This window comes from Ochrobactrum sp. A-1, assembly GCF_022488005.1.
Lineage (GTDB): Bacteria > Pseudomonadota > Alphaproteobacteria > Rhizobiales > Rhizobiaceae > Brucella.
Genome location: NZ_JAKVQC010000009.1, coordinates 160,228 through 187,025 on the forward strand (window position 1 = coordinate 160,228; position 26,798 = coordinate 187,025).

Genomic DNA, 26,798 nt, shown 5'->3' on the forward strand with positions numbered 1-26,798 from the left:
GGATATTTACCAAGCGTACGCGAAATCCGGATATGCTACTGGACTGGAAAAGATTGAAGTTGTTGCGAAACTATCCTCTTTCTCATCACTACAGTTATCCGGGTCGTACCGGGTCCAAGAATTGCATCGAAGGACGTTATGGTCGACGTTAGACGCACGAAAGGACGCTGACGACCATTCCGGCTTCGCCATGCGCCTTTTGACGTGGAGATTGAGAATGATGTCCTTTGAACGCCCAATTAGAACATTAATTGTTGCACAAAGAACACAGTCGTCCAGTTTTGACGTTTAGCTCGCTTTAATGGAAATTACTTATCGTGCATTCGACGATCGTCGGATAAAAATACAATACTGCATGAGGAGGTGACTGTGAAACCAATTCCGCTTCGCTACCTGGCTGGAGTTATTGTACTGCCGTTGTTTAAAAGTTCAGCCATTTCAGCTTGTGATTATGCAAATAATACTTATAATTGTGCTGGGAAACGGTCTGCAAAGCTAGGTAGCGGAAATGGTGATAACAATCAGACAGTCATCATGCCATCGGGCCAAGGACTAACAGATGGTACTGCTATGCCAAAGACCTCATGAGACAGCATACGGATGGCGATCTGCAAACGTATCGCGTAGACCGCCAAATCAATTCAAACCGCTGGCCTGGTGACGAGACGGCGATTGAACCGATCTAACACGTGACAACTAAGCGGCGAAAACGACCTGATTGCGCCCTTTATTCTTAGCAGCGTATAGAGCTTTATCAGCCCTGCTGAGGGTTTCGGAAAAGGTAGCATTTGCACGACACACAACCACGCCAATAGAAACCGTTACCGGAATTGTAGTAGTGCCAATCTGAAAAGTCTTACTGGCAACGGCTTGACGAACTCTTTCGGCAGAGATTTCCGGTAACATGCTGCCTTTTTCGCCGAATATGACGACAAATTCCTCGCCCCCGGATCGAGCGATAAAGTCTTCTGGGTGCAGAACGTCGACAATACGTTCAGCGATTTCCTGTAACACCTCATCACCAGCCTGATGGCCGTAACCGTCGTTGATGCACTTGAATTCGTCGATATCCAGAATTGCGAGTGCTCGGTTATAACTATCAGCAAGAGCATTTTCCAAACTTGCCTCACCATAAGAAATAAGCGAACGACGATTTGGCAGCTCTGTCAGATGATCTCGTGATGCAGCGTCTTCCCACCGCTTCTTCACCTGGTCGGAACACATCAACAAAAACGAGGTCGTGCCGATGACGGGCATAATGCAAAGAAACATCGGAGTAATTGCATTCATCCAATGTCCGTTATCGGCGACGGTGTTTAGCCCATGGTTGTCATAGAATAAGTAAATGAGCGTGCGCGCCAAGTTCGCGATTGTGACCGTTACATAGATAACTGTCAGCGAAAGGCTGCCACGGGAACGATACTCCGGATTTCTGATATTCTGCATTAATATGATGGCAGATGCACAAGTAATGAAACCCCAGAGTAAGGCAACGATGAAAATTCTTGCACCAATATCGGGTACAACAAAAAGATAATAGGCATAGGGGATCGTACCAATCGCAGGAACAATAAATGCATTCGTATAGACACGAAGGCCATGAAATTTGCGAATACTTGCGTGATACGAACACAGGGCGGTTAATAGTACAGCATTGGCTACTGATGTTGCTAAATTATATGAGATATGGTCTTCGATAGCGAATATAACGCAACCAATCGCTACCAACAGAGTAGCTGCTTGCCATATACGTGCAGCAGGCCGAAGAGACGAAGGGAGATCGGCAAGAACTGCGGTCAGGACACCGCCATTCGCCAGAATAACGAGCGTTACTGTTATATAAACTGACCGCGTGTCCATTATTGCCCCTCGTAGGATTGGCAATCATATGAGGAAACAGATGAAATAACAACGCGAGCATTGTTGCCGAAGAAGCGTATATTGAAATCCATTTATGAAAATTGACTATTCTGCGCGGGTTTCAGCCCCCTTGCATCCGGAGAATTTATACACATTTTCTGGAAGGATCATTTCATCGGTGGCTGGTTCATATCCGTTAAGGAAATTTACCTCGATCCCGCCATAAGCTTTACGGTTGTAGGTTGCGCCCCGTTCTTTCAAATAAAGAACTTGTCGCAGTTGGGCGAAAACTGCCCAAGGTCGAGAATTGACGATTAGCGGCTGGAAGGTTCTGTTGCAAACGTTTCGTCAATGAGCACTGATATAGGTTTCCAGCTTTCTACAAGCTGGGTTAATCGTTGTTCAAAGGCCGCCATTTCGATAAGTCTGTCATCCTTCTGTGTGTTCGATGGTATCTGGCTTATAATCTCAGTCTCCGTAATCTGAAGGAAATGATGGCCGAGCGCGGCATTTAAATAGATCACTCGACCGTGCACCGCTGGGTACTGCATTTCAGTCCAAAACTACTTGAGCGGTTCAATCGCGGGAAGCGCCAAGTTACCCTCAAATGGAATTTGGATGGAACCTACGTCAAGGTCAAAGGCAAATGGATGTATCTGTGCCGTGCGATCGACAGTAATAGTGATACGGTTGAGTTCTATTTCAGCAAGGGTCGTGATCTGAGTGCTGCCAAACGCTTCATTCGCAAGGCTCTAGCTTGCCATGGCAGACCAGAGCGGATCACCATTGATGGCAGTCAAACCAACCGCATTGCTATCCTGCAATGCGATGCAGAAAATAGACTGAAATTGACCGGTAATCCCATCCTGATGCGATCCAGCAAGTATATGAACAACACCATTGAGCAGGATCTGTCCGTCGTCGAATGATTTGAGACTATTTGTGCTTTTGAAGATTGGAGTTTCCGGCTCGGTTTAGGGGTTGATTTAAGCCGCTTTGGCCTGGTGGTTCAAGCGGCGTTTTTTGATCGTGTCTCGTTTGATCCTTTCGCGTTCGAGCAGGATGGTCTGTCCGCGTCCAAAGTAGACGTCGGCGGGAGTGAGATTGTCGTGGCCTACAAGGCCCGGGACGATCGCGAGCGGGAAGCCATTCTGGATCAACTCGTCGGTGAGGCCCAGGAACAGGACATGGACTATTAACGTCCATGAGCAACTATACTGCGCTCCTGGACGCCAATGTGCTGTATGCGATGGCTTGCCCTCCCGAAGACATCGAGTATGATGATCCGTCGTTGAAGGAAGAGGCGTCGATCCGTTGATCAACGGCCGGAAGAACCTCTGCCGGCAACTCGCATTCAGATAATTCCCGGCGCTCGCGCCCAGGTCCATAGAGGTATCACCCATGTATCGCAGCAACGGTAATTTCGAGGCGTATGCCCGCCCGCCTAAGCCGGAAGGCGTCGATGGAAAAAAGGCTTACTTTGTCGGAGCGGGGCTCGCGTCGCTGGCCGGCGCGGCGTTTCTGATACGCGATGCGCAATTATCCGGCGAGAATATCATCATCTTCGAGGAGCTTGCTCTGCCGGGCGGCAGCATGGACGGCATACTCGACGAACATAAGGGTTTCATCGTCCGCGGCGGTCGCGAGATGGAAGCACATTTCGAAACGCTCTGGGATCTGTTCCGCTCCATTCCTTCGCTCGACACGCCGGACGCCTCCGTCCTCGATGAAATGTACTGGCTTCACAAGAAGGATCCGAGCCGAAATCCCTGCCGCGCGACCGAGGGCCGAGGAGATCCAATTCCGCACATGGCCGACCTGACGCTGACGCCGAAGGCCGTCGAGGAGATGCTCAAGCTCGCCCTGACGCCCGAGAGCGCGCTCGACGACAAGCGCATCGACGAATGCTTCGGCGAGGAGTTCTTCGCCTCCAACTTCTGGCTCTACTGGGCCACGATGTTCGCGTTCGAGCCATGGGCGAGCGCCATGGAGATGCGCCGCTACATGCTGCGCTTCGTCCACCACATCGCGACGCTCGCCGATCTCTCCTCGCTGCGCTTCACCCGATACAACCAGTATGAGTCGCTCATCATGCCGCTCGTCGCGTGGCTGGAAGGCAAAGGTGTCCGCTTCCAGTACGACACCCAGGTCGAGAACATCGAGGTCGAAACGGCGGGAGGCAACAAGCTGGCCCGGCGGCTCGTCATGACGGTGGGAGGCGAGCCGAAGACGATCGAGCTCACGGAGAACGACGTGGTGTTCGTCACCAACGGTTCGATCACCGAGTCGTCCACATTCGGCGACAACGACCATCCTGCGCCGATCGAAACCGGCCACGGCGGCGCTTGGACGCTCTGGAAGAATCTCGCGGCGCAGCATCCCGCCTTCGGCCGGCCGGAGAAGTTCTGCGAGGACATCCCGGACGCGAACTGGACGATCTCGGCGACCGTCACCCTGCTGGACGATAAGATCGTTCCCTGGATTGAGAAGATGACCGGCCGCGATCCCCGCGATGGTCGCATCGTCACCGGCGGCCCCTGCAACTTCAAGGACTCGAACTGGCTGTACGGCTATACGATGAGCCGTCAGCCTCACTTCAAGGCGCAGGACGAAAGCCAGAAGCTCGTGGTCTGGCTCTATGGCCTGTTCTCCGACAAGCCCGGTAACTACGTGAAGAAGAAGATCCGCGAGTGTGCGGGCGCCGAGTTGTGCGAGGAGTGGCTTTTTCACATGGGCGTTCCGGTCGAGGACATTCCCGCGCTGGCACGCCGGTCGGCGAGCACGATCCCCTGCAACATGCCCTACATCACGTCCTATTTCATGCCGCGAGCGATGGGCGACCGTCCGCTTGTTGTGCCGGACGGTTCGAAGAATCTGGCCTTCATCGGTAATTTCGCTGAAACCGAGAAGGATACCGTGTTCACCACCGAATATTCGGTGCGCACGGCCATGGAAGCCGTCTACACGCTGTTCAATGTGGATCGCGGCGTGCCGGAGGTCTTCGCCTCGTCGTTTGACGTGCGCGTATTGATGAGCGCGCTGTATTACCTCAACGATCGGAAAAAGCTCGACGAGATCCAGCTACCGTTTGTGGCTCGCCTGCTCGGCAAGGTGGCCATGAAGAAGATTGAGGGCACCTATCTCGAAGAGCTACTGAAGGACGCCAAGCTGGTCTAGGCTCAGGACTCATTGCTTTCCGAGCCAGAATATAACGGCTGCTGCGAGATCTATTGCTGCACGGAACACGACCGGGCAGCGATCATAACGGGTAGCAATTCTTCGCCAGTCTTTCAGTCTGCCAAACATGATTTCGATACGATTACGCCGCTTGTATCGACGTTTGTCATACTTGATAGGCTTCTTACGGTTTTTGCGACCCGGGATGCACGGCTTTATCTCTTTGTCTTTTAACCGTTTTCTGAACCAGTCAGCATCATAGCCTCTATCGGCAAGAAGCCAGTCGACCTTCGGTAACGCCTCGATTAAGGCTGCAGCTCCGGTGTAGTCGCTGATTTGTCCCGCCGTGACGTGTAACCTGATGGGGCGCCCTTGCGCGTCAGTGACGGCATGCAACTTGGTATTCATGCCACCTTTTGTCCGGCCGATCAGTCGTCCATCGCCCCCTTTTTTAACCGTAGGCTTGAAGCCGTGCGGTGAGCTTTCAAATAGGTCGCATCCATCATGACAGTCTTTCCAACCGACGATTTGGAAGACAGACCTTCTAATATCTGAGCAAATATCCCCTTGTGACACCAACGGTTCCAACGATTATAGAGCGTTTTACAAGGCCCGTATTCCCGAGGGGCATCACACCACCGTAACCCATTGCGAAGAATGAAGATAATTCCACTCAAGACACGTCTGTCATCAACGCGTGGTCGTCCATGGCTCTTGGGAAAAAAGGGGCGAAGGCGTGACATCTGTCCTTCGCTCAGCCAGTAAAGATTGCTCATCGTTCAGTCTCCTCAAGCGAAACTGAATCAGCTCTTCATTCTCAAATCAATGGGTCCTGAGCCTAGGATACCGTCGTTTAAGACTATAACAGTCACGGGGATTTCCACTCGGACCATGGTTTCAAGCTCCGCCCAGGAAAGAGCGAAGCCTCGGTCACCTTTATGGTCTTCAACTTTAACGGTGGAACTGCCCATCAACGTGGCTGAAATCATGGCTTGAGAGCGCGGAACAGCTCCAGCAACCCAGCTTTCAATCCAGCGACATCATCGTCTTCCGCGCGCAATGCTATCTCGTTCATTGCCCCGTTGAGCAGCACAGCCAATGCTGTGGGGCCAGACGAGAAGCGGATGGCACCTTCGCTGATGGCCTCCTCCACGCCGATCCTTAGAAGATCAAAAGAAAGCTCGCGATCGAGCGCTTCCCACTGCTCTCGTCCGAGTACACCTGGTGCATCGACAACGAGTATACGGCGGTTTTCGGGTTTAACCATAAAATCGATCCAAGCCGTCGAGCCCTTTTCCAACACCTCAATAGAAGTGACCACATCCCTCGTTGCGATTTGGATCGCCTCTGCCGCCCCGGCGGCAAGGTCGCGGCATACAGCTTCAAACAAGTCTGCTTTATCGCGATAATGATGATAGAGTGCGCCGCGTGTTACTCCCGCCTCGTCTATGATCGCATCCGTGCTGGTCATGGCATAGCCATTGCGGGCAAATAATGTCCGCGCAGCTGCAACCAATCGCCCTCTTGTTTGGATGGTACGCAGTTCGTTTTTGCTCATAATCGCCCTTCTATAAGATATTGACAGACAGTCTGTATGTTTATATGATCATAAACATACCGATAATCTGTTTGTTTAAATCTGGCAAGGAGTCCTATCATGCGATTTTTCGATCGCTACCCGATAATCGTCACCGATAAAAAAGACGAAGCGCGCGACTTCTGGCTTAAGTATCTGCAGTTCGATGTGACTTTCGATAGTCAATGGTTCTGCCTGCTGACTGCAGAAAACAGTACTGCTTCGATTGCTTTCATGACGCCAGATCATCCGTCGTCACCGCCCGGCCCCGAAACCTTCGCCGGAATTGGCCTGTGCTTCGAGATGGAGGTTGGCGATGCTAAGGCCGCTCACGACGAACTGATAGAAAGGGGATTACCCGTTACTTACCCGCTGACTGATGAGCCGTTCGGCCAACGCCGTTTTGGATTTAAAGACCCTTCGGGCCTATGGATTGATATTGTCGAGCAAATCGAACCGCGAGACGACTTCTGGGGCAAATACATGATGTGATCGATGTGCCACCACATTACTTCTATATTGTTCTGCCCTCCTTGCTTGTTGACTTTCCACCCCTTCGAGCACAGCAACACAGCTTGTAGGCCGCGTGATGTTTGTCGTGGTGATACTCGAGCGTCTCTCTGGACATAAAGGGAGCCAACGCGTCATGAGGGTAAGGGAGGTCCGGAAGCGAAAATGTCATCGAAATCTCCTGTCGGTTAAGCTGGTGGTGACTTCAATCAAATCACCAGTGTAGATACTCATATCGTATTTGGCTCTGATCGTATGAGTCGGGCACCTAGGACGTCACCACGATCCAGACAGTAGAAAATATAGCCCAGAAATGGCCATTTCAACTGCGATAGAAAGAAGAACCCTTCCCATCAACGGGGTTTTAATCTTTCACATCTTACTAGAAAGCAAGTGTCTTATTGCGGCGGAGAAGAACACGCATGTATGTCTTTCCAACGGAATTGAGTGGACCTCTTCAAGGGAAGCTGGAACGAATTTGATGTACTTGGCACCTACCTCGGTGGGGCTGTAATTGAAACTGCGGCTTCCGATGTGAACATCTGGAACGTAAAGGATTCCTGCAGGTATAAATCGACAGTGGTGGCGCTATGCCCAAGATAGCCGATCGAAACATCCTGACCTATATCCAACTCGAAATCACCACCTCGAGTTGTCAAAACAAATGCTCCGTCTACTGCCGGCGCCCAGAAAACGCCTCCATCGACAATTCGTTCGATGTGATGGAAGACTGGATAACCGTCATCATTTCCGCCGCTGGCAGCCGTATATGCATCCGCCCCCAACACCACAGCGTATGGACCATTGCAACCGGCCAGACGTAGCACGCTGACTGCCTTTGCAATCACGTCAGGGTAGGACTTGATGTCTGATGGAAGAGTTAGCGCAGCATTGCTGCTGCCCTGTGCCATTCCTTGAATATTCGCGCCTGAAAACCCGGTGTAAACCGCTCTCTCCTCCGCGAAGGCGATACGCTGGGCAGCCTCCTTTACCGGGGACCAGTCTGAATCCTGGGCACCACGATCGACATCATCGATGGCCTCGCGACTAAGTTGAAAAGGAACACGAACTTCCACGAGTGGCTTGACCTCTCGCTGACGGGTCTGGATTCCATCTCCGGGGCTCGCGATTTCCTTAAGATGTCCTGTACCAACAGCCGACAGATCAAACCCGTGAGGGCCCTTCACATCAATGACACGACGTGCGGAGAGATGACGCTTCAATGTCCGCGCAGCTTCTTGCTCAATCTGTTCCCAGGCGCTCGCGGAAATTGGAGCAAGATTTCGATGCAGATTATTCATAACTTTCTCACTCCTTTAATGAACCTATAGATAGCGAACCATCGCTGAGAATAGCCTCTCCATCGGCTCGCGTATCGGATTTTGTGGTTTCGGAAGGCTTTTCAGTCTCGGGAACCGGGACCATTTCAACGGTAACTTCGTCAAGGAAAGTCACTGTGGGAACGAAGAACAGTGAGCCTGTTACCGCACGACTGAAATCGAGAATATGGTCGTAAGTGCCGGGAGGATTGCCGATAAACATATTCTCCAGCATTTTCTCGATACGAGACGGCGAACGGGCGAAACCGATAAAATAGGTCCCGAATTCTCCTTTGCCGACTTCGCCAAAAGGCATGTTGTCACGCACGATCTGAAGCTGCTCTCCGTTCTCTTCAATGTTCGTCAGTACATTGTGAGCGTAAGGTTTCTTCTGCTCATCGCGTTGCTCGATATCAGACAGCTTGTGCCGACCTATTATGTTTTCCTGTTCCTCGACCGGGACCCTGTTCCAGCTATCGAGGTCATGAAGATATTTCTGGACGATCACGTAACTGCAGCCGGAAAACTCAGGATCCTCGTTGCCAATGAGAGTTGCGGCAAGAGCGGCCTGATTGACCGGATTCTCGGTACCGTCGACGAAACCCAGAAGATCGCGGTCGTCGAAAAACTTGAAGCCGTGCACCTCATCGGCAACGGAAACATAACCTGCAAGCCGCGACATGATATGACTTGCCAACTCGAAGCACTGGTCCATGCTGTCTGCCCGGACATGAAACAGAATATCGCCGGGTGTCGATACGGCGGTATGAACGCCGCGTATCTCACGGAATACATGCAACTCCTTCGGCCTCGGTGAACCGAAGAGACGATCCCAGGCCCGCGCTCCAAAACCGGTGACGCAGGAGAGTTGCCCATTCAATCGCCGGAAACCGACACCTCGCACCAAGCTCGAAAGATCAGCGCACAGACCACGCACAATCTTTTCTGCTTCGCTTCCCTTGTTGATCGTTACAATAAGAAAAACTGCAGCCCTTGTCAGTTTTCCGACAACGGACTGCGAAACCGGGAGAGATGAAATATCATCCGTGGCCATGTCTACTCCATCTCAGACAATGAAAGATAAGAAATACCCGCAGGAAAATCGCTTTCCCGCTCTTCTGACAATGCTATAGTCTCCAGACGGTGTTGTCACGTTAAGTTTCTCTGGCCGGAAAGGCCAGGGGCTCGTAGATATTCAGGCGAAACAGGCCGCAATTGTCCGACATCAGGGCCTTTGAGACAAAACTGGTTTAATTAAGAAGAGAGGATTTTCGGCTCATCATAGCTTTATCAAAGGACGCAAAGATGAGACAGAAACCCGTTCCCCAAACGTCTTCTGCGGAGAGGACGATCAAAGATATCCGTCGTGCCACGCGTAAACATTATTCAGCCGAGGATAAAATCCGTAGGTGTTGTCACGTTAAGTTTCTCTGACCGGAAAGGCCCGTGGCTCGTAGATATTCAGGCGAAACAGGCCGCAATTTTCCATGCATCGAAAGCTTCGAGGCGATGGTAGCGAATTGTGTGTGCGGCTCGGCGACGAGATGGAACAGAGAAACAATTGCGGGTCGCTGAGTGCATGGAGACGAACCGTTGCAACGCTCCAGGCGACCGATGACCTTGCATGGTTCGCTCCCGTTTCCTAAACGGCAGATGGCTATTTTCGGCCCGATTATTGAGGCCCTTGTGCGACCAATGGTCAAGGCCGGGCGCCACTTCTGCCTTTGCTGCACCGTAGGAGCGGAGCTTATCGGTGATGATCCGTTTGGGAGCAAAGCCATAGCGCTTCATTAACGCCACGAGCAGTCGCTTTGCCGCCCTTTTATCACGCCGCTTCTGCAAGATTTCTTCGAGAACGGAGCCATGTTGATCCACCGCACGCCAAAGCCAGAATTTTTCTCCAGCGCATTTGACGACCACTTCGTCCAAATACCAAATATCGCCGGGGCGCGCCTGACGCCGCCGCAAGTTGCGTGTGATCTGGGGGCCGAACTTGGCGATCCAACGACGAACTGTCTCGTATGATACGTCGATTCCACGCTCAAGCAGCATTTCCTCAACTTCACGCAGACTAAGGTTGAACCGCAGATAAAGCCACGCCGCATGAGCAATAATCTGTGGCGGAAAACGGTGACGCTTGAAGATGATAACTGATGTCTGCATCGCCAAAATTTACGCCCAAACCGTCAGGCAGGCAACTGTAGCCCAGTTAACGTGACAACACCCGTATAGTTGCTTTCGGACGCTTGTCCAGCTTGATGTAAAGCGCAACTGCTCGCATCCGGTCTTCGTAGGAAAACATGGATTACCTTCATGATAGTCCAAGTTTTCGTCCGCCCCCCGCTCCATCAGTTCGCAGCGGCTATCAACATAGCCTTCAATTCACTCAAAATGCCTCACGATTCCACCCTGTTCCGCCCCGAGCGCTTGGCCTTGTAAAGCGCTCCATCAGCGAACTCTAGCAAGTGGTCTAACGAGAAATGCGGAGACATTGTAGCCACTCCAATACTGATAGTGACCTTCTGTGTATCAACTATGCCTGCGAACTGTCGGTCCTGCACAGCTTTTCTTATGCTCTCCGCCAGCCGTATCGTGCAGACAGGTTCCGCAAGGGAGATGAGAACTGCAAATTCTTCTCCGCCCAATCTCGCGGCCAACGCATTTTTCGAACTCGTGATCTGTCGAATAATTTGGGCAATTTCGATTATAACGGAGTCTCCCACTGAGTGACCATAGCTATCATTTATACTTTTAAAGTGATCGATATCGATTATCATCAAACCTATCGAACTAGTACCCCCACGATCTAGTATTGTATTGGCACGTTCCTTAAATCCTCTTCGGTTGAGAAGTCCAGAAAGGGGATCAATCGAACGTTCTTCCTGAAGAAGAGAGAGCTTATCATTGACAATTACAGCCAAAACGGCAAGCGCGAGCCCGGTCCCCATTATAGCGAGGGTGAATTGCAACACAAACCAGAAAGCGGAGAGGTTGAATCCTGTTTCTGTTGTAGGAGCTCCCTGTATCGTGATGGGCGTACGAATGAAAAACTGAAGCGTAAATGCGAAGAACAGCCAGAACAAAACTTTCTCCGGCACCGGGCCAGATCTTAGTTCGTGTAAATTCCACAGGGTGAAAAGAAAAATGATGCCTAGACAAAAGTTGAGGACATACACTCTGATCAAAAGACTACGATCAATGTAAACGAAGTAGGCGATTCCCCCAGTTATCGAAACCAATGCAATCATGTGAAAAAAAACAGTCAGTCTCTTGCTGCTGCGCTGAAGCAGGCCATCACAGAGTAACAAGGAACTCAGTGTGTAAAGGAAGGCAGAAACAACGGCATTAGGACCGACCCCAGGAGGAATATACAGTATCTGTGACAAGGACCCCAGGCAAAACAGGGAGTTTGATATTGCAAAAAACAGCAGATACCTTCTTTTTCGCTCCGACAGCCAGAATACTAAAAAACATACTGCGAACACAATAAGTATCACAGGAGACATGAATACAAAAGGAGTAGAAGGTAATCTCATAGTATTCTGAAGAAAAAACCCGTTTGAAGTTTTTCAATTAAATTTCACTCTGAGGCAATTGCAATATCAGTCACTTCGAAATGGTGCAAGCGACCACATCCCCGTTTACGCACAATGGAGAATCCACTCCCAGTGTATAAGCCTTTGGTGAGGTTATCTGATTAGGCTGCTTCTCGCAAAAGCGTGACGAAGGCCTCAACAGGCCTCTTAAAGCCAAGATATTTGCGCGGGTTGCATTGAGTTTATAGGCGAAGGCGGTCAGTTGCGCCTGATCTTCCGATAGATTGTCAAGCGATGACGACCCGTCAACGGTGAGATATGGCTAAGAGGGACTTTCAGCTGCTTTAGCTCAATTAGTGTTGATTGCCGCTGAGAAGTGACCCGGTGGGGGTGCGGACGAAAACTTGGACTATCAGGGAGCGACTGTATTGGAAGTCAAGCAGTTTGCAGGGTCTCGGCATTCCATGTTTCATTGTTTCTGATCATTGTATTGATAATGACAAGCACCTTGCTTGAGGGAATGGCCGCCGGGCCTTGATGAGCCCGGCAAAATTCGGCGTCATTTTCATAAATCAGCAGGCTCAACATCCCAGAATTCAACATCCAATGCTGATTTCATCGGTATTTAGATCTGTCCAAGTGCGTCTGCAGGAGGTGCTTTTGAATTATGAAACGTCCCTTTCCCGTTCCGGCGGTACCGGACGACGTATGTTCGCTTCCCACGCCATCCTGAGGTTCGTACCAAGCCTGGAGGCCACCTCGGCGGACAGGACACTTTCAGTCTTCATCTTCTCGATAATCCCGGTGCCCTTGCGAAGTGCAAACAACAATAGAAGCCGGCGCTCTAGCAGACGGGTATGGCCCGGGAACCGGATGCGGAGCCCTTCCAGCACCAGATCAACGGCCTCCAGGCGCCCACGCAAAATGCCGTCCAGAACTTCTGCCATGCGGTCGCCAACAAAGCTGCGCAGTGAACTGTCATTATAGACCAGAAGACGTTCGAGGACGGTCCGGCGGCAGATCATCAGTTCAAAGCGATCAGCGAGCGGACGCGCCAACAGATTGAGCATATTGTAGCGTTCGGCAAGCCAGTTCGCGATCTTGTAGCTAAGGGTTGGTGCAAGTATCCCTCTCGCCGCTCTATTGTAACCGGCTCGGCCGTCTTCACGCGCAGCATCGATCATCAGGCTGGTGTTGCGCATCATAGCGTCGAGGTTGCGGGCTGAGACGACCCCACTGCCGTATTCGGGAATGATTGCATGTTCGCGAGTGGCAAGCGTGACAAGCCCAATCGACAGTCGCTCGCGCTCGGTCAGTGTTTCTTCGATTGTGACAGGACCAGCGGGTGTATCGGCGGACATTTCCCGCAGATATTCCTGCTTGACCGAGGTCGCCACATCCGCCGGAAGCTGGAAGTCAGCAGCTAGATCGCCAATCGCGCTGTCGACCTCAGCCGCCGACAGCAGAACCGCCTGACGTTGGAATGTCTGTTGCTGGGGCGACAGCGCGGTCAGGCCGAGCCGCTCGATCAGCCACCGCAAGGTCAGTCCGTTGACGAAGAGGCTGACGAGGACAAATGCCGCGGCGAGTGCAGCAATAAATTGTCGATCGGCTACCGGCAATGCCTCGTTCTGCGCCAGGCCGAGCGCCAATACCAGCGTCACGGCACCACGCAGGCCGCCCCAAACGATGGCGACTTTATAACCTCGATCGACCGGCCGGGCCATTTTTGCCAGGGCGAGTAACGGGAACATTGCGAACATGACAACGGCACGTGCGACCAGGGCCGCGATCACGATAACAGTGAGAAAAAGAACATCCCGCCAGCCCATCCCGGAGAGAAGCTCCGGCACCTGAACTGCAGCCAGAAAAAAGACTATAGCGCCTGCCAGAACGGCGACCTGGCTCCATATGAGGTGGAGATGCTGCCAATTGCGCGGATGGAGCCGTGTCGGTCCGAAAGCGCCGATCACCAGTCCGGCCGTCACAACAGCGACGACACCGGAGGCATGAAGCAACTGGTCTGATGCGATGTAGAGCGGATAGGGAACGGCAAGCGTCAGGGTCGCCGCTGCGACCGGAAGTCGATCGAGGAGCGGCAGCGCCATTACCACCATACGGCCGACGAGATAACCGAAAACCACACCTCCCCCGAAACCAAAAGCAAGCATACGCCCGACCGTGACAGGTCCGACATTCGTTGGATCTCCATTGATTGCAGTGATCAGGACACCGACAATCGCGATGGCAGCGGCATCATTCAGGAGACTTTCTCCCTCGACAAGACGGTTCAGCCGCGCGGGAACGCCGAGATTGCGAAAGATCGAAATAACCGCTGAAGGATCGGTCGTGGCGACAATCGCGCCGAGCAGCAGGCATAGCGCGAGGCTCTGCCCGCTGACTTCGGCGAGCGACCAACCGATCAGGCCGGTGGCGACGAAAACTGCTACAATCGCCAGAAGCAGGATCGGCGCGGCGTCCGGCGCCATGGACCGGACATCTGCGGTGAGCGCGGCCTGAAAAAGGAGCGGCGGGAGGAATATCCAGAGATAGGCTTCCGCCGGCAAATCGGGCCGAACGATCATGTCGAGGCTTGAACCAATGTCCGGCACGATGCGGGTCAGCGTGGCGTAGCTTGCTCCAACAAAAAGACCGACGATCGCAAGAAGCGAGGATTCTGGCAACCAGCCACGCGCGGCAACGACCTGGATGGCGGCGATGACGGCGAGAAGAAATCCTGCCATGAAAAGACCGTTTGCAACAAGGCTCAATGCCATTTTCTCCTTTCGAACTGCAAAGAAATTCAGCGCCGGGAACGCCGTGGCCGCCCGACGGGCGGGCGGCCACGGGGGTTCACTCCCCGTCGTCTGGCCTGTCCCTGGTGATGGACGGCGCATCGCTAGCGGGAAACGTCTCCAGCAAGGCCTCGTCGAGCAATTCGTCGGCCTGGTGCTTGCGGTCTTCCTCGTTTTTCACGGGCGCCCTCGCCTGTTCCGCATGATTAGCAGGCGTGGCGCCGTTTTCCGACGGCAGTACGGGTACCTGCTCCAGCCGGAAGGAGACCTCGGACTTCTCAGCATCATAGGCGCAAGCCACCCTGTTGCCTTCCTTGATATCACCCTTCAGCATTGCCTTGGCGAGCTTCGTTTCGAGCAGGCTGCGGATCTGCCGGCGAAGCTCGCGCGCACCGTATTCAGGCTGGTATCCCTCGGTTGCCAGATGCTGCACGAGGCTTTCATCAAACACCAGTTCAATATCCTGCCCCTGCGCGAGGCGCGCGACGCGGTTGAGCTGCAGACGGACGATGGCCTCGATCTGCGCCTGATCGAGCGCCTCGAAGATGATGATCTCGTCGATCCGGTTGAGGAACTCTGGACGGAAGTGGCCACGCAACACACCCATGACGCCTTCACGAACATTCTCGGCGGGCTTCGTTGTATAGCCAGGTCGCGAGCGGTTGCCCATGATCACATCAGATGCAAGGTTGCTCGTTGCAATAATCAGCGTGTTCGTGAAATCCACCACACGGCCCTTGCCATCCGTCAGCCGTCCATCGTCGAAGACCTGCAGGAGCACGTTGTAGACATCTGGATGCGCCTTCTCGATTTCGTCGAGAAGGATCACACTATAGGGTCGCCGGCGCACCTTTTCCGTTAGCTGACCGCCCTCGTCATAGCCGACATAGCCGGGAGGTGCGCCAATCAGGCGGGCGACGGCGTGACGCTCCATGTACTCGCTCATGTCGATACGGACGATCGCATCCTCGTCGCCGAACACCACTTCCGCCAGCGCCTTGGCAAGTTCCGTTTTTCCCACTCCGGTTGGACCGAGAAACAGGAAATTGGCGATCGGGCGCTTGCCTTGCTGAAGACCGGCGCGCGCCAGTCTCACCGCGTCGCTGACGGCTCGGATCGCTTCCTCCTGGCCGATCACGCGCTGGTGCAACCGCTGCTCCATGTCGAGAAGCTTCGTCTTCTCCTCCTCCGTCAGATCGTTGACGGGAATGCCGGTGAGGTTCGAGACGATCTCGGCCACATGGTCGGTGGTGACTTCTTCGGTCGACGAGCCTATTTTCTTTTTCCAGGCGTCAGTCGCGTCGGTCAGCGCCTTGTCCTTACCGGCGATCTTCTCTTCGATCGTTTTGGCACGATCGAACTGTTTACGGGAGGAGGCATAGCTCTGTTCACGTTTCAGTTGCGCGATCTCCGCCTCCAGTTCCTGTATGTCGGCGGGGCGCGAAGTGGTCGAAAGGCGAACGCGGGCGGCAGCCTGGTCGATCAGGTCGATCGCCTTGTCAGGCAGGAAACGACCGGTGACATAGCGGTCGGAAAGCTCCGCCGCCGCCACGAAAGCCTCATCCTGGATGTTGACCTTATGGTGCGCTTCGAGCCGATCCCGCAGGCCTCGCAAGATATTGATAGTCTGTTCGACAGTAGGCTCATTGACGAACACCGGCTGGAAGCGGCGTTCGAGGGCCGCGTCCTTCTCAATATATTTTTGGTATTCTTTCAGCGTCGTCGCGCCGATCAGGTTCATTTCGCCGCGCGCCATGGCTGGTTTGAAGGTGTTGGCGATGTCGAGGCCGCCTTCGCCGCCCCCCTGACCCGCACCGACGATGGTGTGGACTTCATCTATAAATAGGACGAGGGATTCGTTATTGACGGCGATCTCGTCCATCACCTGCTTGACGCGTTCCTCAAACTCGCCGCGATATTTGGCGCCAGCGACAAGTGAGTTGACGTTCAACTCGATCAACCGCTTGTCGCGCAGGACCTCGGGTACTTCGCCGTTGAGGATGCGCTGCGCCAGTCCTTCGATGATCGCCGTCTTGCCGACGCCCGGTTCGCCAATCAGCACCGGATTGTTCTTCTTGCGACGTGCGAGCACCTCTATCGTCGTTTCGATTTCCTTCGACCGTCCGATGACCGGATCGAGCTTGCCTTCGCGCGCCATCTTCGTCAGGTCGCGGCTATACTTGTCAAGTTGCGGCGTATTGGTCGGTGATGGGACCTGGCCTTCCTCAGCACCTTTGCCAACCACCTTCACCGATTGCTGGCGTAGTGCATTGGCGGAAATGCCATATTTGGCGAGGAGGTCACCAGCGAAGCTGTCGCGGACTTCCGCAAGGCCAATCAGGATGTGTTCCGGCCCGACATAGGAGTGCCCCAGTTCACGGGAGGCGATGAAGGCCCGGTCGAGCGCGCTTTTGACGCGCGGGGAAACGCCGACCTGCCCCCCGGTCAGCGGTTCGGCACTGCCGCCTGCCGGAAAGTTCGTGTCAATCGCCCCGCGAAGATCGTCCACGGAGATCTTGAACTGCTTCAGCAGCACCTGCACGACATCGCTTTGTGTCAACTCATAAAGCAGATGCTCGGTATCAACCTCCTTCTTGCCGGACTGCACAGCCCGTTCGGCCGCGCGCTGGAGGATCTCCTTCGCCTGTTCGCTGAAATGTTGCTCGAGGTTCACGCCTTCCCGGTCGGCGCGGGATGGCTGGAGCGATCCCTCCCTTCTTCCGGTCTCCGGCCCATTGCCGAACAAGTCGTCAAAGAGACCGCCGCGAAACAACGATTCCAGCGGCGAAAGCGCACGCTGATGACGGTTGAGCTGGGCGTAGTGATAGTCACACACGTTCAGTTGACGCTCATCACCATTTTGGACGACCGTGACTCGTACGCTCGCAGGTCGTGCTTTACAAATATCACACAGGATTTGGGCCATTGGAAATTCTCCTTGGATTTGCGCACGAGGCTCACGAACGACAGCCAGGTTACGCTTCTGCTCTCGGATTCTGAGCTTTTCGGTTCATCGATGATTTCGATCGATCCAGTCCGCAAATCGGACGAGAAAGCCGGAAAGGAATTGGTGGGTATCCTCGTTGGAGAGCTTCCCTTCGTCGTCGAGGAGCCCTGTCACGTGGCCGAGATAGGCTTCCGGCTGCTGCAGGGTCGGCACATTGAGGAAAACCAGCGACTGGCGCAGATGATGGTTGGCGCCGAAAGCGGAAAGCCCACCTGGGGATACGCTGACGACAGCGCCTGGTTTTCCGTCCCAAACGCTCTTGCCATATGGACGGGACCCGACATCGAGCGCGTTCTTGAGCACCGCTGGCACTGACCGATTATATTCGGGTGTCACGAATAGGACGGCATCGTAGGGCTTCACCTTTTCACGGAAAGCGAGCCAGGATTCCGGTGGCGCTCCTTCGTCGTCCAGATCCTGATTGTAGAGAGGCAAATCGCCGATCTCGACGATTTCCAGCGCCAGCGTTTCGGGTGCCAGTGCGGAAAGAGCCTGGGCGATTTTGCGATTGAAGGACGCCTTGCGCAGGCTTCCGACGAATGTTGCGACAGTATATTGCGGCATGACATTTTTCCTTTTTTGTCCAAGGCGAGGTTTTTCAGAATTCCTCGTAATGTGCGGGGTCCTGATCGAAGGTGCGGCCATCCGGCCGGGCCAGCGTGGCGATCGCGCCCATGTCTTCGGCCGAGAGATCGAAATCGAAGATCGACAGGTTTTCGATCTGGCGTTCATCGCTTGCCGATTTCGGCAAGGGAATGGCTTCGAGCTGGATGTGCCAGCGCAGGATGATCTGGGCTACGCTACGACCATGCGTTTGGGCGATAGCCTGAATAAGCGGTTCCTGAAGCAGGTGATTGGCGCGCCCGAGCGGACTCCAGGCCTCCGTGATGATGCCGTGGGCCTTGTCGAAGACGCGCTGTTCGGCCTGGGGAAAATACGGATGCATCTCGATTTGGTTGACAGCCGGTGCAACGCCGGTCTCGCTCATGATCTTTTCCAGATGAGCCGGCAAGAAGTTGCAGACGCCAATCGAACGGGCAAGGCCTCGCCTTCGCGCCTCGATCAGAGCTTGCCAGGCCTCGACATACAGCCCTTTGCTCGGGTTGGGCCAGTGAATGAGATAGAGATCGTAATAGTCGAGTTGTGCCCGATAGAGCGACTCCTCGATGGTGGCGATGGCCTCGTCAAAATGGTGATGGCGCCCCGGGAGTTTTGAAGTCACGCGCAATTGCTCACGGTGAACTCCCGCTTGCCGGATAGCCTCGCCGACGGTGCCCTCGTTCTCATAGTTGAAAGCGGAATCCAGAAGGCGGTATCCATTGCGGATTGCCCTGACGATCCCGGTGACCCCCTCAGCCCCCTTCAGTTTATAGGTACCAAAGCCGAGTCCGGGCAAAGTTGTGTTGTCATTCAAGAGGACATCGGGAACATGACTGTTTCTCATTGTATAATCCGGTGTTGTCACGTTAACTTTGTGCTTTTGAGAAGGTCCCTGAGTTTGGGGTTTTCACGCGATAGCGGCCGCAGTTTTCCAAGTGTCGAATGCTTCGAGGCGATGGTAGCGAATTGTGTGTGCGGCGCGGCGACGAGATGGAACAGAGAAACAGTTGCGGGTCGCTGAGTGCATGGAGACGAACCGTTGCAACGCTCCGGGTGACCGATGACCTTGCATAGTTCGCTCCCGTTTTCGAAACGGCAGATGGCTGTTTTCGGCCCGATTATTGAGGCCCTTGTGCGACCAATGTTCAAGGCCGGGCGCCACGTCCGCTTTTGCTGCCCCGTAGGAGCGCAGCTTATCGGTGATGATCCGTTTGGGAGCAAAGCCATAGCGCTTCATTAACGCCACGAGTAGACGCTTTGCCGCCCTTTTATCACGCCGCTTCTGCAAGATTTCTTCGAGAACGGAGCCATGCTGATCGACTGCACGCCAGAGCCAGAATTTCTCTCCAGCGCATTTGACGACCACTTCGTCCAAATGCCAAATATCGCCGGGGCGCGCCTGACGCCACCGCAAGTTGCGTGTGATCTGGGGTCCGAACTTGGCGATCCAACGACGAACTGTCTCGTATGATACGTCGATTCCACGCTCAAGCAGCATTTCCTCAACTTCACGCAGACTAAGGTTGAACCGCAGATAAAGCCACACCGCATGAGCAATAATCTGTGGCGGAAAACGGTGACGCTTGAAGATGATATCTGATGTCTGCATCGCCAAAATTTACGCCCAACTCGTCAGGCACGCAACTGTAGCCCAGTTAACGTGACAACACCCGCGTCATAGAGAAGCTCCAGCCACCAGGCGACCCGCATCACCCAGGCGCCAAGCGTGCCGCGATCAATGATGACACCGCAGGAGGCCAGCATTTGCGCCTGGCGATTGAGCGGGAGATGCCAGGCAAACTTCGAAACAGCGACATGCGCGGCAAACGCCGTGGTCACCATGCCACCGTCCATCACGCGTGCCGGTGCAGGTTCTTGCACGATGGCACTCTCACAGGCCCGGCATGCATAGCGCGGCCGGATCGTCCGCTTGACCCGGACAATCGCAGGTACGATGTCGAGCGCCTCGCTGACGTCCGTGCCGATGCAATGCAGTTCGAACGAACAGCAGGGGCAAATCTTGCTCTCCGGCTCAATGACCTCTTCATAGCGCGGAAGATGCCTGGGCAAGCGGCCGATATTGCGCGCCGGCATCCGTCGCGCCTGTGTTTTGTCTTCACCGACCGGTGCGGCATCGTCATTGGCTGCAACGGGAATATCGCTTAGATCGCCCAGGTCGAGCGTTGCCTGGGCTGGATCGATGATCGTCATCTTCTCCGATTTCGTCCCGAAGAGCTGGCGCTCAAGGAAGGCAATACGCGCTTTGAGATCGGCATTCTCTTCGTCGAGCGAGAGAATGAGCCGGGTCAATTGCGCAGCATCCTGGGGCAAGGGATCGGGTCGAAACAGCATGATTAACCTTACCATATGAGCCAGAATATTCAAGCAAAAACAATAGGATCAGCCCACTTTTGAGGGCCGCCTCACCGCGTTTCGCTTGACCCGCGTCCAGTCAATGCCAGCTAGCAAAAGCGAGAACTCCTGGGCACTCATCTGCATCGCACCATCGCGGATCGGGGGCCAAACAAACTTTCCGCTCTCCAACCACTTTGTCGCCAGGATCATGCCTGACCCATCCCAGTAAATGCAGCGAAGTCGATCCAGACGCTTGGCGCGGAACACGAACACGTCGCCACAATAGGGATCGGCCGCGAGCGCTGACGCCACCAAAGCCACAAGGCCATTCATGCCGCGCCGGAAGTCGACCGGTTGCGTCGCCACCATGATCTTCACGCCACTCGGCGAAACTCCGATCACCGGCGACCTCGCAAGGCCGTCACCATCGCTTGCGCCAGTTCAGGCGCTACCGGGCCGATAACCGTCATGCGCGCGCCAGCAATCTCGATCTCAATTCGACCCGCGGCAAAGTGGGCGACATCTGACGGCGAGCCTGGAGCCGGCGTTCGATTGCCAACTACCGTCACCGGCACGAACATCGCCTGCTGCGCACTGGACCTCGCAGATCGTTGAGAGGTCAGCCCAGCGTCCCGGCGCCAGACGTTCAGCAAGCCGCGATTGACGCCCCAGCGCCGGGCAACGGCCGAGATGTTAACATCAGGTTCCGCGCTTTCCGCAAGGATCCGCGCCTTCTCCTCGTCAGTCCAATTCCGCCGCTGCCGCCGGCCGGTAATCACCTCGATCCGACGATACTTTCCCTCATGCCTGGCTTCATCCATGTCTTCAAGCATGGCATCAGCGCGATCTCCAATCATCCCGGTCCGCTCCTATCAATGAAGGAGCTTATCTCGCGGCATCATTCACAAAAGAAAAGGTGGGATGTTCGTCGCGCTCACAATGGAACTCATCTCGCATGATTGCCAGTCAACAACGGGCCTTCGCAACCATCCGGTGTTCAATATCGTGTGTGTTAAACGTGGCCCCGCCGCCTCTAAAAAGTGCTGTACAGATATTGGGCAGTAAACAGATCGAGATGCCCGCCACCGACATTCTTGTAGACCGTGATCTGGCGATCATCGCTGCGGCCCGGATGTTTTGACTGACATAGCTCAATCAAATCAGCTTCGATCTGCTCATGCTTGATCAGTCCAGTGGCGAGCGGAATTCCGAGTTCGCCCGAACCATCACAGCAATGGCGCGTATCAACAAATACCCGTCCGGCACGACGGAACACGTCATCATCGGCTTCACGCATGTCCGGCATATAGGCACCGATCAGATCGACATGAGCGCCCTCTTTGAGGAGTTTTCCCTTAACCAGCGGATTGGTCGACATGGTGACACACGATATGATGTCCGCCATCGATACTGTGTTATCGAGATTCTCCACGGCAACGATGTCGACGCCAGCAATGTCAAGTCGGCTGGCAAGTTTTTCCGCCCTGTCGAAGTTGCGGTTCCAGATAAAGACTTGATCGATCGACGGTCGGCTGGCGCAATGAGCCTGCACCACATGGGGCGCTAGCCCCCCGGCACCAACCACCAGCAAGGTACGGGCGTCCTTGCGCGCCAGCAGGCTGGCGCCAAGTGCCGAATCTGCCGCCGTCTTCTTGAAGGTTTCAATGGCGCCATCACAGACCATGAGTGCTTCGCCGGTCTGACCGCTGAACAGCGTTACCGTGCCTTGGATCGAAGGTTGGGCCACAGGAAGTTTGACATTCGCAGGGAAAACACCGACCAGCTTGACGGCAACCGCCTCCCCTTCGAGCCAAGCTACCAGGGACACAAACTGGTTGTCTGCGCTTTTCCGATCCTGAAGCACGGTAGTGTCGCTTTGCGGTCGTTTGCCGCTCGCATGCGCTTGACGCAAGGCTTCGATCAATCCCGGATAATCGAGCGCGGCTTCGGTTTGCTGGGCATTGAGAATTATCATCATTCGTTCCTGTCACGCCACGCGCTTCAAAAAACTTTTAGTACGCGGATGTTGTGGATTGCCCATAACCTTTTTAGGCGGGCCGGATTCAACAATCACGCCACCATCCATGAAAATCAGGTGGTCGGCGACTTCGCGGGCGAAGTTCATTTCATGCGTGACGACAATCATGGTCACGCCATCTTCGGCCAACTGGCGCATCACCGCCAGAACCTCACCGACGAGTTCCGGATCAAGAGCTGATGTGGGTTCATCAAAAAGCATCAGCCGAGGCTGCATGGCCAATGAACGGGCAATCGCCACGCGTTGCTGCTGCCCACCGGAGAGCTGGTCGGGATAATAATTCGCGCGCTCGGTAAGGCCGACTTTTTCCAGCAACTTCATCGCCGCAGCAATGGCCGCCTGACGGCTAATCTTACGCACGATCATAGGCGCCTCGATGATGTTTTCCACCACGGTCTTATGGGGGAAGAGATGGAAGCCCTGGAACACCATGCCCATTTTCTGGCGCTGGCGTGCCAGTTCGTTGAAGGACATCGTATAAAGCCGCTCACCCTGCCAACGCATGCCGATCGGCTCGCCTTCCAGCAACACGGCACCCGAATCCGGCACTTCGAGATAGTTCAGACAGCGCAGCAATGTGCTTTTGCCGGAGCCGGATGGGCCGACAATGCAGGTCACGTCCCCCTTTTCCACCGTTATGTCGATGCCGTCGAGCACCCGGTGATTGCCAAAAGATTTGGTCAGTCTTTCCACCTGCAGCAGTGGCAAGCTCGCGGGCGTTTCATTCATTTTTGATATCCAAGCGCAAATTTGAAGGGCAGCAGTCTGGACAGGAATGACGCGGAACGGGTGATCTGCCGGGATTTCAGGTGGTTCTCGATATGGTGTTCGATGATAGTCAGGGCGGTTGACAGGATGAGATACCAAATCGTAGCCACGATCAGCAGCGGAATGGTCTGATATGTGCGCGAATAAATCATCTGCGCCGAATAGAGCAGATCGGGCAAGGCAAGCACGCTGACCAGCGACGTGAATTTCAGCATTGAAATGGTGTCATTGCCGATCGGCGGAATGATAATACGGATTGCCTGCGGCAGCACGATGCGCTTCATGATCTGAAACCGCGTCATGCCAAGTGTCGCGGCGGCCTCGGTCTGGCCCGGATTGATCGCCTGGATGCCAGCGCGGATGGTTTCGGCGGCATAGGCGCTTTCTGTAAAGGACAGGCCAAGCAGTGCTGCACTCATCGGCGTGATCAGCGTGTTCATGTCCCAGGACCACAATGTCGGCCCGAACGGAATGCCAATGGTCAGATTGGGAACCAGAAGCGCCAGATTGTACCAGAAAATCAGCTGAACCAGGGGTGGAACGCCGCGAAAGAACCATATCCACAGCCAGCTTGCCCATTGCAGCACCGGATTGGCCGAAAGGCGCATCACGGCCAGTATGATGCCGATTGCAAAACCGAAGATCATTGCGGCAAAAGTCAGGAACAGCGTGCGCGCCAAGCCAGCGAGAATGTCGGGATGAAACATGTAGCGCACAACAATGTTCCATTGCAGGTTCTCATTGGTCGCCAGCATATTGACAAAACTCAATGCGATCAGAATGAGCACGGCGCCGGTGATCCATCGAGACGGATGGCGCACGGGTATCGGTTTGACACTATGTATATCCGGCCGGTGCGCGACCGTCTTTGCTGTTCTTGCCATGATTTACTCCAGACTACCGTATCGTGTTTAGCGAAATTCGTATTCGAACTTACCAAACCCGCCGGCCCGTCTTCCGGGCCGGCCCTTGCGTAATGGACCGCGGCTGTATTCGCACCGCCGCCGGCTGACGGGCGTTCTCCTTCAATCGGCCCTGACTATTTTGGCTCCGGATTGTCCTTAGTAACCAGAACCGCCTTTTCCAGGGTGCCGGCGCCATCAACGCCCCACTTTGCCATGATTTCCTTGTAGGAGCCGTCATCGATCATGGACTGGATGGCATCACGGAAAACTGGCCCAAGCGCATCACCCTTGCGCACGCCAATGCCGTTGAAGACCGGATTGCTGACCAGTTCAGATACGCTGAAGCGCCCCGTAATCTTGGCCATATAGTGCATTTTTGCCGATCCGGCCGCCACCATCTCAACACGCCCCGAGGACACAGCCAGTTCGGCGGCGTTCTGGGTGGTGAATTGCTGCAGGTTAATCGGCTTCTCACCGGCGGATTCGCACAATTCCGCGCTCTTTTCCTTCAGATATTGGTAGTCCCAGGCACCTGTCATCACTGCAACGCTATGGCCGCACAGATCTTTTTCCGACTTGATGGAAAAATCCTTGCCTTTCAAGAAGGCATAGGCGGTGCCTTCCTTGCGCTGAGGAATGAAATCAAGCGAATCAAGCCGTTCCGGCGTCACGCCGAAGGAAGAAAATCCGGCGTCAAAACGCTTGCTGGCCAGGCCCGGAATGATGGCGTCGAAACTGGTTGCGGTAAATTCGAATGGTACGCCAATGCGTTCCGATATGGCTTTGGCCATGTCGATGCTCCAGCCTTTCAGGACGCCGTCTTCGACAAACTCGTCCGGTGGCCAGTCATTGAAGGCAGCAATCTTGACGCCCTTCCTGTAATTCTCCGGCACAGCGTCCTGTAGTGCCTTGATCGGTGCGGCATGCACCGAGGTGATGCTGGCGGCCGTGGCCAGCGCCGCCAGCGCTACCATCATGCGCCGGGATGCGGTTTTGCGACGATTGGTCATTTATCTCCCCTTTGATTGGAACTTTATCCCCGTGCGAGGCTCGTCTTCTACTTGCGTTGCTGAAAATGATATGCGAACGTTCTCACAATATAGCCATTGATTGATCGCATCCGTCAAGTTGAAAGTTGAGATCAGGCCCATCATCGCCTATGAAACGGTACAGGTATTGAGCAGCGTGAAACTGCTTGGAAGGAACGCGCAGACATGAGTGAACGACGCGCCGACAAGACGACCATTGCCGATGTGGCGCGCCTGGCCGGCGTCAGCACCGCGACCGCCGGACGTGTATTGGGCGGCTATGGCTATACCAGCGAAGAAATCCGCGACAAGGTGAAGAAATCCGCTGATATGCTGGGCTATCGCCCCAATCTGCTGGCACGCAGTCTTATCACCGGGCGCAGCAAGACCATAGGCGTTGTCGCGGGCGACATGCAAAGCCCGTTTTACGCCAGTATTCTGCGCGGTATTTCCGATGTGGTTCGTGCGCGCGGCTTTGGCTTGATCGTCACCAACAGCGATGAATCGATCGATCGTGAGCTGGAGGCAGTGGATCTTCTGCGCGAAAAGCAGGCCGACGGCATCATCATTGCGCCCTGTGATATTCTCAAGGCGCAGCACTTGCACGATGTCGTTGCCAGCGGCTGTCCGGTGGTTCAGATCGATCGCCGCGTGAAGGGATTGAAGGCGGATTCGGTGACCGTCAATGGCCGCCAGGCCGCCCACGCCGCAGTGACCCAAATGATTCTCGACGGCCATAGTCGGATTGGCGTACTGGCGGAACTCGAGCATGGCCGCTACAAGAATCTCAACGCATTTCTTCACGACCGCCAGCACAAGAAAATCGATATTTCATCGCTTTATCCGAGCTGGCAACGTCTGCTCGGCTATATCGAAGCGCATGAGGAAGCCGGGATCGCCTTTGATCCGAGCCTCGTTGCCCAGGTGGGCAGCTATTCGATCGATATTGCCCGCCAGCACGCCATCGCGTTGCTGACCCGGGAAACCCCGCCTTCAGCGCTGTTTACCACCGATGGATTGATGTCAGCCGGCGCCATGCTGGCAATCAGCGAACTCGATATTTCCATTCCGCAGCAACTGTCCGTGGTCTGCTTCGACGATCTGGACTGGATGTCGTTCTTTACCCCTAAACTGACGGCAATCCGGCAGCCGCTGCTCGAGGTTGGCGAAGCCGCGGCTCGTCTGGTCCTGGAGCGGCTCGATAGCGCCGATCGGGCGCAGCAGGATATCGTGCTGCATGCCGAATGGCAGCCCCGTTGTTCGCTCGCCCGCCATCCCGGTTGATCTGGCCGGTCTTAACCTCAAAAAGACACGCGCAGCGAGC

General features: G+C 54.6%; 23 protein-coding genes and 4 pseudogenes. 5 read left to right on the top strand and 22 right to left on the bottom strand.

Annotation, left to right across the window (positions count from 1 at the left end; genetic code table 11):
• The first annotated feature begins 369 nt into the window (after positions 1-369).
• Complete coding sequence (locus tag MKS82_RS28060; protein WP_240579574.1) at positions 370-588, top strand: hypothetical protein; 219 nt, start codon at positions 370-372, stop codon at positions 586-588.
• 108 nt (positions 589-696) lie between these two features.
• On the opposite strand, the gene MKS82_RS28065 is transcribed toward MKS82_RS28060, so the two are convergent.
• Entirely contained in the window at positions 697-1,860 is a 1,164-nt protein-coding gene (locus MKS82_RS28065; protein WP_240579575.1) for a GGDEF domain-containing protein, read from the bottom strand.
• 398 nt (positions 1,861-2,258) lie between these two features.
• On the opposite strand from MKS82_RS28065, the pseudogene MKS82_RS28070 reads away from it, so the two are divergent.
• A pseudogene (locus MKS82_RS28070) lies at positions 2,259-2,771 on the top strand (IS6 family transposase); the annotation flags it as partial.
• 490 nt (positions 2,772-3,261) lie between these two features.
• Positions 3,262-5,037, top strand: a complete 1,776-nt coding sequence (locus MKS82_RS28075) for an oleate hydratase (RefSeq protein WP_240579576.1) — start codon at positions 3,262-3,264, stop codon at positions 5,035-5,037.
• Between the two features lie 9 nt (positions 5,038-5,046).
• On the opposite strand, the gene MKS82_RS28080 is transcribed toward MKS82_RS28075, so the two are convergent.
• The 3 genes and pseudogenes from MKS82_RS28080 to MKS82_RS28090 form a co-directional block, all read right to left on the bottom strand.
• A protein-coding gene (locus tag MKS82_RS28080; RefSeq protein ID WP_100652673.1) for an IS5 family transposase occupies positions 5,047-5,813 on the bottom strand; the annotation gives its coding sequence in 2 pieces (ribosomal slippage) (positions 5,047-5,490 and positions 5,493-5,813; 765 coding nt in all).
• 60 nt (positions 5,814-5,873) lie between these two features.
• Positions 5,874-6,011 (bottom strand): annotated as a pseudogene (locus MKS82_RS28085) (thiamine pyrophosphate-dependent enzyme); the annotation flags it as partial.
• 11 nt (positions 6,012-6,022) lie between these two features.
• The gene (locus tag MKS82_RS28090; RefSeq protein ID WP_109989943.1) at positions 6,023-6,595 is read right to left on the bottom strand and encodes a TetR/AcrR family transcriptional regulator; all 573 of its coding nucleotides are present in this window, start codon (positions 6,593-6,595) and stop codon (positions 6,023-6,025) included.
• 99 nt (positions 6,596-6,694) lie between these two features.
• Between MKS82_RS28090 and MKS82_RS28095 the strand changes: the two genes are divergently transcribed.
• Complete coding sequence (locus MKS82_RS28095) at positions 6,695-7,105, top strand: VOC family protein (RefSeq protein ID WP_007881530.1); 411 nt, start codon at positions 6,695-6,697, stop codon at positions 7,103-7,105.
• Between the two features lie 85 nt (positions 7,106-7,190).
• On the opposite strand, the pseudogene MKS82_RS28100 reads toward MKS82_RS28095, so the two are convergent.
• From MKS82_RS28100 to MKS82_RS28185, 18 genes and pseudogenes are all read right to left on the bottom strand, one after another.
• Positions 7,191-7,295 (bottom strand): annotated as a pseudogene (locus tag MKS82_RS28100) (superoxide dismutase); the annotation flags it as partial.
• A gap of 322 nt (positions 7,296-7,617) precedes the next feature.
• On the bottom strand, positions 7,618-8,424 hold the full coding sequence (locus tag MKS82_RS28105; RefSeq protein ID WP_240579577.1) for a family 1 encapsulin nanocompartment shell protein: 807 nt from the start codon (positions 8,422-8,424) through the stop codon (positions 7,618-7,620).
• A 7-nt stretch (positions 8,425-8,431) separates the two neighbouring features.
• Entirely contained in the window at positions 8,432-9,496 is a 1,065-nt protein-coding gene (locus MKS82_RS28110) for a Dyp-type peroxidase (RefSeq protein WP_109366745.1), read from the bottom strand.
• Positions 9,497-9,903: 407 nt separating this feature from the next.
• Positions 9,904-10,605, bottom strand: coding sequence for an IS6 family transposase (locus MKS82_RS28115; RefSeq protein WP_038595207.1), 702 nt, complete (start codon positions 10,603-10,605; stop codon positions 9,904-9,906).
• Positions 10,606-10,838: 233 nt separating this feature from the next.
• Positions 10,839-11,525 carry a GGDEF domain-containing protein gene (locus MKS82_RS28120; RefSeq protein WP_210205232.1) on the bottom strand — a complete coding sequence of 229 codons (687 nt, stop codon included), beginning with the start codon at positions 11,523-11,525 and terminating at the stop codon, positions 10,839-10,841.
• 888 nt (positions 11,526-12,413) lie between these two features.
• Positions 12,414-12,566, bottom strand: coding sequence for a hypothetical protein (locus MKS82_RS28125; protein ID WP_240579578.1), 153 nt, complete (start codon positions 12,564-12,566; stop codon positions 12,414-12,416).
• 77 nt (positions 12,567-12,643) lie between these two features.
• The gene (locus MKS82_RS28130) at positions 12,644-14,749 is read right to left on the bottom strand and encodes a cation:proton antiporter (protein WP_240579579.1); all 2,106 of its coding nucleotides are present in this window, start codon (positions 14,747-14,749) and stop codon (positions 12,644-12,646) included.
• Between the two features lie 82 nt (positions 14,750-14,831).
• Positions 14,832-17,699, bottom strand: a complete 2,868-nt coding sequence (locus tag MKS82_RS28135) for an ATP-dependent Clp protease ATP-binding subunit (RefSeq protein WP_109989865.1) — start codon at positions 17,697-17,699, stop codon at positions 14,832-14,834.
• Between the two features lie 84 nt (positions 17,700-17,783).
• The gene (locus MKS82_RS28140; protein WP_109989864.1) at positions 17,784-18,344 is read right to left on the bottom strand and encodes an NADPH-dependent FMN reductase; all 561 of its coding nucleotides are present in this window, start codon (positions 18,342-18,344) and stop codon (positions 17,784-17,786) included.
• A gap of 34 nt (positions 18,345-18,378) precedes the next feature.
• A complete protein-coding gene (locus MKS82_RS28145) occupies positions 18,379-19,224 on the bottom strand; it encodes an aldo/keto reductase (protein ID WP_109989869.1) in 846 nt (281 codons plus the stop codon).
• Positions 19,225-19,287: 63 nt separating this feature from the next.
• Complete coding sequence (locus tag MKS82_RS28150) at positions 19,288-19,989, bottom strand: IS6 family transposase (protein ID WP_109989962.1); 702 nt, start codon at positions 19,987-19,989, stop codon at positions 19,288-19,290.
• Positions 19,990-20,051: 62 nt separating this feature from the next.
• Positions 20,052-20,732 (bottom strand): annotated as a pseudogene (locus MKS82_RS28155) (IS66 family transposase zinc-finger binding domain-containing protein); the annotation flags it as partial.
• A 48-nt stretch (positions 20,733-20,780) separates the two neighbouring features.
• Positions 20,781-21,137 (bottom strand): IS66 family insertion sequence element accessory protein TnpB, encoded by a 357-nt coding sequence (tnpB, locus tag MKS82_RS28160; protein WP_105528926.1) that lies wholly within the window; start codon positions 21,135-21,137, stop codon positions 20,781-20,783.
• On the bottom strand, positions 21,134-21,592 hold the full coding sequence (gene tnpA, locus MKS82_RS28165; RefSeq protein WP_240579580.1) for an IS66-like element accessory protein TnpA: 459 nt from the start codon (positions 21,590-21,592) through the stop codon (positions 21,134-21,136). The genes tnpB and tnpA overlap by 4 nt, the downstream gene beginning before the upstream one ends.
• Before the next feature lie 176 nt (positions 21,593-21,768).
• Positions 21,769-22,710, bottom strand: coding sequence for an ornithine cyclodeaminase family protein (locus MKS82_RS28170; protein WP_036586996.1), 942 nt, complete (start codon positions 22,708-22,710; stop codon positions 21,769-21,771).
• A 12-nt stretch (positions 22,711-22,722) separates the two neighbouring features.
• The gene (locus tag MKS82_RS28175) at positions 22,723-23,502 is read right to left on the bottom strand and encodes an amino acid ABC transporter ATP-binding protein (RefSeq protein WP_036586995.1); all 780 of its coding nucleotides are present in this window, start codon (positions 23,500-23,502) and stop codon (positions 22,723-22,725) included.
• Positions 23,499-24,425, bottom strand: coding sequence for an amino acid ABC transporter permease (locus tag MKS82_RS28180; RefSeq protein ID WP_051517825.1), 927 nt, complete (start codon positions 24,423-24,425; stop codon positions 23,499-23,501). Before MKS82_RS28180 ends, MKS82_RS28175 begins: the two co-directional genes overlap by 4 nt.
• 155 nt (positions 24,426-24,580) lie before the next feature.
• Complete coding sequence (locus MKS82_RS28185) at positions 24,581-25,456, bottom strand: ABC transporter substrate-binding protein (protein WP_036586994.1); 876 nt, start codon at positions 25,454-25,456, stop codon at positions 24,581-24,583.
• Between the two features lie 204 nt (positions 25,457-25,660).
• On the opposite strand from MKS82_RS28185, the gene MKS82_RS28190 reads away from it, so the two are divergent.
• Positions 25,661-26,758, top strand: a complete 1,098-nt coding sequence (locus tag MKS82_RS28190) for a LacI family DNA-binding transcriptional regulator (protein WP_036586993.1) — start codon at positions 25,661-25,663, stop codon at positions 26,756-26,758.
• Positions 26,759-26,798 lie beyond the last annotated feature (40 nt).